The 11644-nt window shown below is 50.5% G+C and carries 9 protein-coding genes; 6 read left to right on the top strand and 3 right to left on the bottom strand.

What is annotated here, in order from left to right:
* The first annotated feature begins 381 nt into the window (after positions 1-381).
* Both EFB02_RS05915 and EFB02_RS05920 read left to right on the top strand, forming a co-directional pair.
* A complete protein-coding gene (locus EFB02_RS05915; RefSeq protein ID WP_122820680.1) occupies positions 382-2343 on the top strand; it encodes a hypothetical protein in 1962 nt (653 codons plus the stop codon).
* 115 nt (positions 2344-2458) lie between these two features.
* The gene (locus EFB02_RS05920; protein ID WP_122820681.1) at positions 2459-3646 is read left to right on the top strand and encodes an ADP-ribosylglycohydrolase family protein; all 1188 of its coding nucleotides are present in this window, start codon (positions 2459-2461) and stop codon (positions 3644-3646) included.
* Positions 3647-3694: 48 nt separating this feature from the next.
* Here EFB02_RS05920 and EFB02_RS05925 read toward each other — a convergent pair whose 3' ends face one another.
* Positions 3695-4576: a 5'-methylthioadenosine/S-adenosylhomocysteine nucleosidase gene (locus tag EFB02_RS05925; RefSeq protein WP_122820682.1), complete on the bottom strand. Its 882-nt coding sequence runs from the start codon at positions 4574-4576 to the stop codon at positions 3695-3697.
* Between the two features lie 14 nt (positions 4577-4590).
* Positions 4591-5052, bottom strand: a complete 462-nt coding sequence (locus tag EFB02_RS05930; RefSeq protein WP_200831567.1) for an S-ribosylhomocysteine lyase — start codon at positions 5050-5052, stop codon at positions 4591-4593.
* 643 nt (positions 5053-5695) lie between these two features.
* On the opposite strand from EFB02_RS05930, the gene nrdH reads away from it, so the two are divergent.
* From nrdH to nrdE, 3 genes are all read left to right on the top strand, one after another.
* The gene (nrdH, locus tag EFB02_RS05935; protein ID WP_122820683.1) at positions 5696-5944 is read left to right on the top strand and encodes a glutaredoxin-like protein NrdH; all 249 of its coding nucleotides are present in this window, start codon (positions 5696-5698) and stop codon (positions 5942-5944) included.
* A 138-nt stretch (positions 5945-6082) separates the two neighbouring features.
* A complete protein-coding gene (nrdI, locus tag EFB02_RS05940; RefSeq protein ID WP_234992760.1) occupies positions 6083-6496 on the top strand; it encodes a class Ib ribonucleoside-diphosphate reductase assembly flavoprotein NrdI in 414 nt (137 codons plus the stop codon).
* Positions 6481-8637 (top strand): class 1b ribonucleoside-diphosphate reductase subunit alpha, encoded by a 2157-nt coding sequence (gene nrdE / locus EFB02_RS05945; protein ID WP_122820684.1) that lies wholly within the window; start codon positions 6481-6483, stop codon positions 8635-8637. The genes nrdI and nrdE overlap by 16 nt, the downstream gene beginning before the upstream one ends.
* A 138-nt stretch (positions 8638-8775) precedes the next feature.
* On the opposite strand, the gene nrdF is transcribed toward nrdE, so the two are convergent.
* Positions 8776-9750: a class 1b ribonucleoside-diphosphate reductase subunit beta gene (gene nrdF, locus EFB02_RS05950; RefSeq protein WP_200831568.1), complete on the bottom strand. Its 975-nt coding sequence runs from the start codon at positions 9748-9750 to the stop codon at positions 8776-8778.
* A gap of 120 nt (positions 9751-9870) precedes the next feature.
* On the opposite strand from nrdF, the gene EFB02_RS05955 reads away from it, so the two are divergent.
* Positions 9871-11601: an ABC-ATPase domain-containing protein gene (locus EFB02_RS05955; RefSeq protein WP_122820685.1), complete on the top strand. Its 1731-nt coding sequence runs from the start codon at positions 9871-9873 to the stop codon at positions 11599-11601.
* The last annotated feature ends 43 nt before the right edge of the window (positions 11602-11644 follow it).

The following is an 11644-nucleotide window of genomic DNA, read 5'->3' on the forward strand; positions in this document are numbered from 1 at the left end:
GAGCAAAAACAGGGGGTGAAACGGGAGTGAGAGTAGGGCGAGGTGGGGTAGCAGAAGTGGGAGTCATCTCGGGAGGAGGTGGGGGAACCGAGCTGATCATTGTACTGCCTTTATTGCCGTATTTTTTCTAATGCCAGACACTGTATGCACGTTCCATAATCTCACGATTAGCCTCAGTAGTGAAAAGCGATTCTGGTGGATGCACCGGAGTTAGGGCGCTAAATATCTAAAATATTTACTTCTGTGAAGTGCTAAAACACGCTTTAAATTCAATTTTGTATGTGTGGTGGACGGATGTCCCCAAGGTGGTTTATGATGGGTTTTCCTCAGCTGATTTTTTAGACATAGCCCCAGATAAATGCAAATGAAAATCTGCTGGGTATGAATACAAAAAAGCAGTCCCGCAGGGACAATCATGGAAATGTCATCAGCACGCCTCTTCCTTCTCGGATTAGCGCTGCACGTCGCAAAAAAATCCGGTTTCACCGCCGAGCCGCGATCGGAGCTTTAGTAGCGGTGACTGCGTTATTTTCCGGGGGAATAGTGGTCTTTGAAAACACGCCTTCCCAGGCGCAGGAAGTCAGTGTTACCTGGAAAAATCGGGGGGATCAAGACGCACAACTATATGCTCGTAAATCTATAGATGGGGCAAAAGTAGCAGTGTGTGCAACCGATAGGCAATCAAACTCCCCTGAGAATGTGGCGGTCACCTATCAAAATGTGAGAACCATTGGACCGGGACAGGAATACCGCTCAAACGAGAAAACCTTTGATATCAATTATCGGCAAAGAGGATCTGGCCTGATTTTTCCGGCAGAAACCCAGCAGAGAGCGGCATATTTGGTGAATTATCTGCGTTCGGCAGTAGATAAAGACGACAACGAGCTGGCTGCCACAGTTTACGCAATTCATGGGTTGGCCGGGCGCCTTCTTCCTATGCAAACCCAGTCAGAAAAAGTTAAGCAGCGGGGAAATCAGCTACTAGCGCAAGCACAAATGTATTCTGGTCCTTACCGAGCCGAGGGATTAGAACTTAATTTTATCCCCGGAAGAACCCGAGGGATGCTACGAGTACCGGTGGTAAAAAGTGCAGCAGGGCAAGAACTAAACGGTTTGAAAAAAACTATTACCTTGTCCGGGCCGGCCCATTTTAATGGTGAGGGTTCCCCGCGTAGTATCACGGTTACTTCTGGACAAAGGCAAGCAGAAATTCCTGTAGAGGTGAGCGCTCCGGGCAAAGTGACCGTCCAAGTGAGTATCACCGGACTTCCTCCCACCAGTTATCAGGTTTGGGAGGACGAACGCTGGCAGGATTTGCTGATTGCCGGTGCGCCCTCGCAGCTCAGTGTCAACGCGGAAGCCGAGGCGAACCCGCACCAAGAATTTGCGGTAAAAACTGAAACGCATTCGGAAATGACCCGACAAGATAAGGGGATGAAGTTAATCGACATGGTGAGGGTTAAACCTGAGGGGGAGTGGGGAAAGCGTACCGATCAGGATGTTTGGCAGACTCTGCTGGTTGACTTAGCGCTCTATGGGCCGTTTAGCTCAACTCGCGATGCAGGGGAAATTCCCTCGGGGGTAAAACCAGTAAAAACTTGGCAGATTTCTGCTACTCCTAACAGCGAAGAAGAAGCGAAAAGTGGGGTCAGTGTCTCGAATGAAAAAGATCCCTATGTAGCGGAAAGACCGGGGTTCTATACTTTTGTGGCGGCGGTTCATCGCAGTTCACAGCCTGAAGGTACCTATCTGAAATCTGACTATGTTCCTTCATTCTTTGAGGAGGAGGAAACTCAGGTACTACCATTTGCTCCGCAAGTGAAAACCCAGGTGAAAGTGGTGAGCAAACAGGAAGATAAGATTCTTACCGACCGGGTGGAGCTAAGTGGGTTCCCAGACGATCACCCCGATTTTGCTGGCAATGGAAAATGGCGATCCGACGAAAAAATAGTGCGCAATGATCTATATTGCTTGCCGCAACCTATTAAAGATCAAGACGCAAAAGGAAAAAAGCCCCTAGCCTCAATAGAAGTTCCTGCCCAAAACGGAACTTTTACCGTAGATAAAGACAAAGAAGGTAAACCGCTTAGTCTCAAACGATTGTCCTGCAAAGACACTTATGTGTTTGTGACTACCTATAAAGGGGACACGCGAACTCAAGCTTTCCGTAGTTCCGAAACTGAAATTAGTGAACAGTACTCAGAGCCGGTGGAATTTATTCCTCCGGCCGTGCAAACCTTGTTGGCAAAAACCGGTGGGAGTTTTTCGGAGGCTTTGGGGCTAGGTTTTCTACTAGTAGGAAGCGGGGGAATTTTACTTTATTACCGGGCGCGCCGGAGATAGCTGTACCTGTTAAGGGAATGGTTTTAGCGGGAATTAGTCCTGGATAGAGCGTTAACCACACGCTCTATCCAGGGCTGGTGGCTTATCGGGCCGGGCGTGCATTAGAGTTGAAAGGGTGTCTGAGGCGTGCGAAATAAATCCGGAACGCGGCGATCAAGAAACTGAGTTGATCCGGCGCGGCGGTCAAGCGCCCCTAGCGATCATGGCGGATCGGGCTAGTGCAGTCCTAGTTGGGCAAGCCTGCGGTAATGCCCTGGGAGTTGGATACGAATTTAGAACCCCACCCCTGGCGGGAACCCCGCGCATGCTAGGAGCTAAGGGGCGCCTTGAAGGCGGGGAGTGGTCAGAAAATACCCAGTTGGCAATTTGCCTAGCTGAAGTGGCAGTGACCGGAATAGACTTCACCACGGAAGAAGGCTTAGATGCAATTACCTCGCGCTATTTAGCCTGGTATCAGGGGGGTACTCGTAAAGTTGATGCTCCCACGCGGGTGGTGCTGGAAACCGCCGTTAACGATATTTCCAATATGAATCCCGCGCGAAAAATACGCTCCGCAGCGGCCTATTTTCATATGCGCACCCGGCGCACCAATGGTTCTGGTCCTCTTAGCCGTTGCGCTATTCTCGGGCTGACTCGCATAAAAGATCCACAGTGGACAGCAGAGTCAGTGCGGGCAGTAACTGAACTGACTCATGTGGATTCTCTGGCTAGTGAGGCAGCGGTTATCTATGCTGAAGCAATTCGCCGAGCGGTCACTGATCCGCTACCTGGCGATGAATCTTGGGCGAGCCGAATAAATCTAGGTACCGGGATTGCTTTGCTTGCCCCCTCTCGTCGGGAACAGTGGCGGGAATGGCTGCAACAGGCGGAAGAGACCTATTTTAAACCTCCCCGGGATAATACCTCTGCAGTTCCCGCGCTGCAGGCAGTTGCCGGAATCTTACGGGCAGTAAAAATCGAGCACAGCGAAAGTCCGCTTAGCGGGCAAGATGCATTCCGGAGGGCGGTGTCTCTTGCGGTGCAGCTGGGAGGAGCTACTGATGCTATTGCCGGGTTAATCGGGGCGCTCTTTGCTGCTGGGATTGGGCTTGCGCAAGTACCTGCTGATCTACAAAAGCGACTTCATGGCTGGCCGGGGCTAAAAGTAGATGCCCTGGCGGAAATGGGGGTAGGTACTGCTCTGGCAGGGGTAGTTGGCAGCCGCGGCATGGCGCAAATGATTACCTCGGCAGCCTCACTAACAGATCTGATTGCTGCTCACCCTGACGCCCAGTTGGATGCAGGGGTCTCGCCCGAACCCTGAGAGAGGCAAAGCAGCTAAGTAGCAGCTAGCTAAGAAAATTAATAATTTTTAGAGGGTGTGGAGTAAACAGGCGGTAGCGGCAGCCGCAACTGCGCCACAAACTGCGGCATTGCCGTGGTATACCTCTTGACCTGCCGGGGAGCAAAGGTCAGAAATGCAGCGTACCGCCAAGAAAGGAATCCCATATAGGTAAGCCACTTGAGCGGCGGCGGCCGACTCCATTTCTGCGGCTAATGCCGCTGGGAAGGCATGGCGAACCTCGTTTACATTGGCGTCAGTGATAAAAGAATCTCCAGTGGCGATAGTCCCGCAGCGCGCTAGAATCCCCCCTAAAGCCTCCATCGGTAACTTTTTTTCTTCCTTGTGGCCTGCGGCTTCCCAGGAGGTTAGGTTTAGCCGAGTCCTCTCTCTGCTCCCAGCATTGACAACCTCCGCATCTGTGGCAGGGCGCAACAGGCTGCGGGCAGCAGAAACTAGTTTTTCATTGGCTGGGTAACTGGAGGGCATCCCTGGCAGCTGCCCCGGAGGATATCCGAAGGCAGTTGCGTTCACGTTATGCAAAACATAGGTGTCGCCAAAAATGACTTCCCCCACCTGGCTGTCTGCGGCTAATCCCCCGGCTGTTCCCGAGTAAATTATCTGTTTTGCTCCCAAAACTTCGATGGCAACCGTGGCGGTACGGGCGGCGTTAACTATTCCCACTCCGCTTTGTACCGCGAGTACCTCTCGCGGGTACTCTGGCAAATCCATAGGGTAAAACCGTAACCCCGATAGATCTTTAAGGGGAGCTGGCAGTATCTTTTCGGGATCGCTGGGGCTATAGCAGGCATCGGAGAGGTGCGCTAAACATTCTTGCAGCCAAGAGCGATTCACCAGAGGGGCTAGTTCGGTAAGCTCTGCGCAAATTACTACGGTATCGTAACTGTTCATGAGGTGTTTAGCTCCTAGGCGTAGATTTGATCCCAGCTGTCATGCGCCGCTAAGAAACGTGCGGTAGCCTGCTGTGCTCCTTCAAGACTATGGTTCGCGCCCCATCCACATTGTCGCTCATTCGCTGCGGGAACTTCTTGGGCGTGTTGAATATCTTTAAAAGTTAATTCCAATAGTCGGGTAAATTCGGAGGGTTCCACCCCCAAGGTCAGGGCGTAAAATCCTGTTTGGCAACCCATAGGTGAAAAATCAATCAACTTATCGGTGTGATTGCGCATTAGTTCTGCGGTGAGATGCTCAATCGAATGCACCGTGTCCATTTCCAGGTGTTCCTGGTTCGGTTGGCAAAAACGTACGTCATATTTGACCAGTTCATCGCCGCCAGGCAGCTGCTTACGATCGGCCACCCGGACAAACGGAGCCACCACCTTCGTGTGGTCAAGGTTGAAAGATTCCACATTCATGCGCTCACTCATCGCCTACTCCTTAATACATAGCTGTTCTGGATACCACCTTAGCGAGATTCATTCGCCTGTGGGGGATAGCTTGCCATCGCTGCGGGTCTGGCTCGGTAAAAGCGCTCCGGGGCCCCGTGACCGGCAAAGCCGGTCAAGCCCCTCTCGTATCTTTTACCGGCCGCGACCCGCGTCCGATGCCTGTGAGCGCGGGGAAAAGTTTAGTCCGAGTGGGTGCGGTGGGCATAAGAATTCGGGAAACGTCGCCACGTTTCCCGAATTCTTGGGCGGGAGGACAAACTTTTCCCCCGCGCGGTACGTGACTGAAGAGAAAACGCCACGGCACTTGCGACACGCCGGGAAAGTTTTTATCCACAATTTTTGGTGGAACTGCTCACCAATAATCTCGCGGATGGGTTTTCCTTAAAAGCCAGGCAGACATGGGGCGGTCAGCCTATAAAGATGTTTCTTCTCTTAGGTTTCCCCAGAAATTCACGCTCTATCCACCGGTTATCCCCAAACACATTATCTTGGGGTGCTGGCATTAAATGACTACTAGGTGTAGTGTTTAATCCGTCGCCTAAATCTGGCGGTAGAAAAACTACAATGGTGTTATTCTTTGAATAGCGCAGACGAAGAAAGCGAAAATAAGGAGCGCAGAAATATGTCGATCACCGTTTACTCTAAGCCCCGTTGTGTGCAGTGTGATGCGACTAAGCGTGCCTTAAAAAAGCAAGGGATTTCCTACGCGGAAATCGATATGAGCCAGGATTTAGATGCTCTCGAACACGTTAAGTCCCTGGGGTTCGTGCAAGCTCCGGTGGTGGTAGCCGATGGTGACTCTTGGAGTGGGTTCCGTCCTGATAAAATCAAGGGACTAGCAGTCGCAGCTCGTGCGGTGGCTACTGCTTAGGTGGTCACTTCCTTAGGGAATAAAAGATGCCACATGTGGTAGTCGATGCAAAGAAGCGGAGCGCCGGGGCAGAAGTGTTAGCAGGTCTGCCTAAAAATAGGTATTAGCGAAGATTAAGAGGGATAAGGCAGGTCAAAGGTGAGCGATTCGGAACCTCTGCTGGTCTATTTTTCTTCCGCGACGGGTAATACCAAGCGTTTCGTTGAGAAACTAGGTTTTCGTAATAAAAGAATTCCGTTGCGTCCTCGTGATGAATTTCTTTATGTTAACGAACCCTATGTGATTGTAGTTCCCACTTATGGGGGTGGGAATATCAAGGGTGCGGTGCCTAAACAGGTGGTCAAGTTCCTAAACGAAAAAAATAACCGAGACCACTGTGTAGGCGTTATTGCCAGTGGAAATACTAATTTCGGCAAAGCGTATTGCATCGCGGGCGATATCATCGCTCAAAAACTTAAAATCCCGTTTATGTACAAGTATGAACTTCTGGGAACCTCCCAGGACGTAGAGATATGCCGTAAAGGACTGAGTGAGTTTTGGCAGAAAATCTAACTGACACCGGAGTAGAAACCGCGCTTTCCCCTGATCGGGATTATCATGCGTTAAATGCGGAGCTGAACCTGTACGACAAAGAGGGGAAAATTCAGTTCTGGGCGGATAAAGAGGCCGCTCGTCAGTATTTCCTTCAGCACGTAAATCAGAACACTGTTTTCTTCCATGACCTGGAAGAAAAGATGAAGTATCTGGTTAGTGAAGGATATTACGAGCAGGGAGTACTGGATCAGTATCAGTTCCAGTTCGTTAAAGACCTGTTCAAACGAGCCTATGCGTATAAGTTCCGGTTTCCCACTTTCCTGGGGGCGTTCAAATACTACACTTCTTATACTTTGAAAACTTTCGACGGTAAACGCTACCTGGAACGTTTTGAGGATCGAGTATGTATGGTCGGCCTGTATTTGGCACGTGGAGATGAAGAACTAGCCAAACGTCTCGTAGACGAGATTATGACAGGTCGTTTTCAACCTGCTACTCCCACTTTCCTAAATGCGGGTAAGAAAGCCCGTGGAGAACTAGTTTCTTGCTTCCTATTGCGCATTGAAGACAATATGGAATCCATTGCGCGTGGTATCAACTCTGCATTGCAGCTTTCAAAGCGCGGAGGCGGGGTAGCCTTATCGCTTACTAACCTGCGGGAAGCGGGCGCGCCAATTAAAAAGATTGAAAATCAGTCTTCCGGGGTAGTTCCAGTGATGAAGCTGCTAGAAGATTCGTTTTCTTACGCCAACCAATTGGGGGCACGGCAGGGAGCGGGCGCGGTTTACATCAATGCCCATCACCCTGACATTATGGAATTTTTGGATACCAAGCGGGAGAATGCTGATGAAAAAATCCGGATTAAGTCCCTATCCCTAGGGGTAGTGATTCCGGATATTACTTTCCACTTGGCGCGCAACAAAGAGCCCATGTATCTGTTCAGCCCCTATGACGTGGAACGGGTCTACGGTAAACCGATGAGTGATATATCCATCACCGAGCATTACCGGGAGATGGTAGAGGACGGGCGGATCCACAAGAAGAAGATCGATGCGCGTCGTTTCTTCCAGACCTTGGCCGAAATCCAGTTCGAGTCGGGTTATCCCTATATTGTTTACGAGGATACCGTTAATCGGGCTAACCCGATTAAGGGGCGGATTTCCATGTCCAACCTGTGTTCAGAGATCCTGCAAGTATCGGAAAAGAGTAAGTTCAATGAGGATCTAACCTATGCGCAGGTGGGTAAAGATATTTCCTGTAACCTGGCTTCGTTAAATATTGCGAAGACTATGGATTCTCCAGACTTTTCCGCCACGATTGAAACCGCAATTCGGGGTTTGACCAGTGTTTCTGATTTGTCAAATATCCGAGCGGTTCCCTCAATCGAGCGTGGGAATAGTATGAGCCACGCCATTGGTCTTGGTCAGATGAACCTGCACGGTTACCTGGCACGGGAAAAGGTATTCTACGGTAGTGAAGAAGCCTTGGATTTCACTAATATGTATTTCCTGACTGTGGCGTTTGAAGCGATTAAAGCCTCGTGCAAGATCGCTAAAGAGCGTGGGGAACGCTTCGAAGGTTTCGAGGATTCGCAATACTATTCCGGGCAGTACTTCGAGAAATACATTAATGGTGACTGGACGCCGCAGACCGCGAAATGCCGTGAGCTACTAGAAAAATCATCAATCAAGGTACCTACCAGCGAAGACTGGAAGAAACTGGCAGAAAAAGTCCGTGAATACGGAATGTATCACCAGAATCTGCAGGCGGTGCCACCAACTGGGTCGATTTCCTATATCAATAACTCCACGTCCTCTATTCATCCGATTGTTTCCAAGATTGAGATTCGTAAAGAGGGCAAGATCGGTCGGGTCTACTATCCGGCTCCCTATATGGATAACGACAACCTGGAGTACTACCAGGATGCTTACGAGATTGGGCCGCAAAAGATTATCGATACTTATGCGGTGGCTACCCAGCATGTCGACCAAGGGCTCAGTTTGACTCTGTTCTACCCGGACACGGTAACCACTCGCGAAGTAAACAAGAATTATATTTACGCATGGCGCAAGGGGATTAAAACTCTGTATTACATGCGTCTGCGCCAACATGCGCTACAGGGGACCGAGGTAGAAGGCTGTGTATCCTGCATGCTCTAAGGTTGCATAGCTGTTTTAGTGGGAGCAAGGGGCCCCGAACAACAGCAGTAAATGACAAATAGTTGCGGGTGGGGAAAATCTTTTCCCCACCCGCAACTATTATTTTTTTCCGATAAGCGCAGCTGCGCCTTTAAAAATTTAGAAGTCCCAATCGTCGTCCTCGGTATCAACGATCTCCCCGATAACGTAGGAGGATCCAGAACCTGAGAAGAAGTCATGGTTTTCATCCGCCGACGGGGAAAGTGCCGCTAAAATTGCGGGGTTTACATCGGTGGAGTCAGCTGGGAATAGTGCCTCATAACCCAAGTTCATCAGGGCTTTATTGGCGTTGTAACGCAAGAATTTCTTTACGTCCTCGGTCAGTCCCAGGGGGTCATAAAGATCCTCGGTATAAGATTCTTCGTTGTCGTAAAGCTCCGACAAAAGGTCAAAAGTGTAATCCTTGAGTTCTTCGCGCCGTTCGGGGGAAGACTCATTAACCGCCAACTGGTATTTATAGCCAATGTAATAGCCGTGTACTGCCTCATCCCGGATAATCAGGCGGATTAAATCTGCGGTATTAGTTAGTTTCGCGTGCGCTGACCAATACATAGGGGCGTAGAAACCGGAATAGAACAGGAAAGATTCCAGTAAAGTAGACGCAACTTTGCGTTTTTCTGGGTCATCTCCCTGGTAGTAGTTCATAATGATATGTGCTTTACGCTGTAGGTTTTCGTTTTCTTCGCTCCAGCGGAAAGACTCATTGATTTCCGTTGTGGACAACAGGGTAGAGAAAATCGAAGAATACGATTTCGCATGTACGCTCTCCATAAAAGCAATATTGGTGTAAACCGCTTCCTCGTGGGGAGTGCGTGCATCTGGAATCAGCGAAACCGCGCCCACTGTGCCCTGCAGAGTATCTAGTAAAGTTAGCCCGGTAAATACCCGGTTGGTCATTAGCTGTTCTTCGGGTTTTAGGGTTTTCCAGGAAGGTAAATCATTGGACAGCGGAATCTTTTCTGGCAACCAGAAGTTTCCCGTGAGTCGATCCCAAACTTCCAGATCTTTATCATCTTCAATATCGTTCCAGTTGATTGCTTGGATAGTGTCAATCAGTTTCAGCTTGTCAGTCACGAAAAATCCCTTTCCTCCTCTGAAATAGCCGGGTAGCCACCAGACGATGCCTGGAAGTTACTTTCGGGGTACCTCGCCAGTCTACAAGGCAAACCAGGGTGCGGCATAGAATAAGGAACTATGCGCGATGCAGATGAGCTAATTCGGAAAACTAAATCACTAGATGGACGCTCCTATGGTGGCTATAAACAGCTAATTGGGCAATGGAGTTTTGGGGATTTTACTTTCTCCATTGACCGGGTACAGTCTGACCCTTTTGCCCCACCCTCAGCCTGCCGGATATTAGTGCCCTTAGAAACTGCCCAGATTCCTAATGAAATGATTGACGACCAGCTGGGACGGATAGCTACCGGTGATTTTTTAGCACGGCGAGCTCGCAAAATTTTTGGGATGAGGCGATCGGGAGGGAAATCTGAATCGCAGTTGCGGATTGCTCCGGTTGGGCAAGAAATCTTGGCGCGCTCCTCGGTAACTCTGAGTGAGGAAGGACTGGAACTGCGTGTTCAGGTGCCTTTCCCGGCGGCCGGTCGGCGAATATTGGGACGTAACTTTGCGCGTTTCTTGGACTACGATCTGTGTGAACTGGTCTATAAAACCGTATGTTTTGGCGAAGACGATGGCCCGGATTTAGATGATCTCACTCGCCATATTCACACTTTAAAAGATCATGTGGCGCTGCAAAAGATTCTCGGTGAACGCGGGTGGGTGGCATTCGTGGCCGAGGGTGCGCTGCTGGCTCGAGCCTCCGGAATCAGTGATTTACCGATGAAAAACGCGGTGCCGTTTCACCTACCTACCGTATTAGGACAGGATGCCCCCTCACCCCTGGTGCAAATGGTAGAGCTGCCCTACAGCGGGAAAATATCGGGAATGGCTATCCCCAAAGGGATTACCGTGATTGTGGGGGGTGGCTATCATGGTAAATCTACCTTGCTAGAAGCATTGGAGCGTGCAGTTTACCCCCATATTCCTGGGGACGGGCGCGAATTGGTAGCGACTTTGCCCGATGCAATAAAGGTGCGTGCCGAGGACGGGCGGGCAATAACTGCTACCGATATATCTTTATTCATCGGTTCTCTACCTGGAGGTGGTGACACTAGCGCGTTCTATACCGAAAATGCATCGGGTTCCACCTCCCAGGCTGCAGCGATTACCGAAGCCATAGAGTGCGGCTCGCGGGCGCTCCTGATTGATGAAGATACCTCTGCTACCAACCTTTTGCTGCGTGATAGCCGGATGCGACGCCTGGTACGCAGTGAGCCGATTATTCCCCTGATCGATAGAGTAGGAGGCATCCGGGAAGAACTGGGGGTATCCACCGTTATCGTGATGGGAGGCTCAGGAGATTTCCTAGATTTGGCCGACCAGGTATTACTGCTAGAAAACTACCTGCCTTACGATGCTACTGCGCGCGCACGCCAGGTTAGTAGGGGAGAGGATGCGGCAAGCAGCACGGCTAGCGCGGGGGCTCCCTGGCCAAAAGAAGCGGTGAGGAAACGGATACTTTTATCTTGCCCGCCTCCTTCCGCTGGGCGACGAGAAAAAACTCGCGCGGAAGGTACCTCTACTTTGCGCTTGAACCGTGAAGAAATCGACATTTCCGCCCTCGCCCAAGTAGTTGATCCTGGGCAAGCAGAAGCGCTTGCTTATGCCATTCGGGCTTTGGTCAATGATGCTAACGGCAAAGAAACTATTGCAGATGCCTGTGCCCGCTTCGCGACTGAGTTTACGTCTTCCAGCTGGCAGGCTTTCGCCGCGGGACGCTACCCGGCGTTCCTGGCAGCTCCTCGTCTCCAAGATATTTTCGCGGCGCTTTGTCGCTATCGCCACCTAAAAGCCCGCTCTGCGTAAGTCCCACACCTTACACCTATCGCCTTAGGTATGTTCCGGCCGG

Origin of the sequence: Varibaculum vaginae, from assembly GCF_900604285.1 — a bacterium.
GTDB classification, from domain to species: domain Bacteria; phylum Actinomycetota; class Actinomycetes; order Actinomycetales; family Actinomycetaceae; genus Varibaculum; species Varibaculum vaginae.

Excerpts from the sequence above, each read along its gene's own strand:
- EFB02_RS05915 (WP_122820680.1), top strand. The coding sequence starts at position 382 with ATGAATACAAAAAAGCAGTCCCGCAGGGACAATCATGGAAATGTCATC.
- EFB02_RS05925 (WP_122820682.1), bottom strand. The coding sequence starts at position 4,576 with ATGAACAGTTACGATACCGTAGTAATTTGCGCAGAGCTTACCGAACTA.
- EFB02_RS05930 (WP_200831567.1), bottom strand. The coding sequence starts at position 5,052 with ATGAGTGAGCGCATGAATGTGGAATCTTTCAACCTTGACCACACGAAG.
- nrdH (WP_122820683.1), top strand. The coding sequence starts at position 5,696 with ATGTCGATCACCGTTTACTCTAAGCCCCGTTGTGTGCAGTGTGATGCG.
- EFB02_RS05955 (WP_122820685.1), top strand. The coding sequence starts at position 9,871 with ATGCGCGATGCAGATGAGCTAATTCGGAAAACTAAATCACTAGATGGA.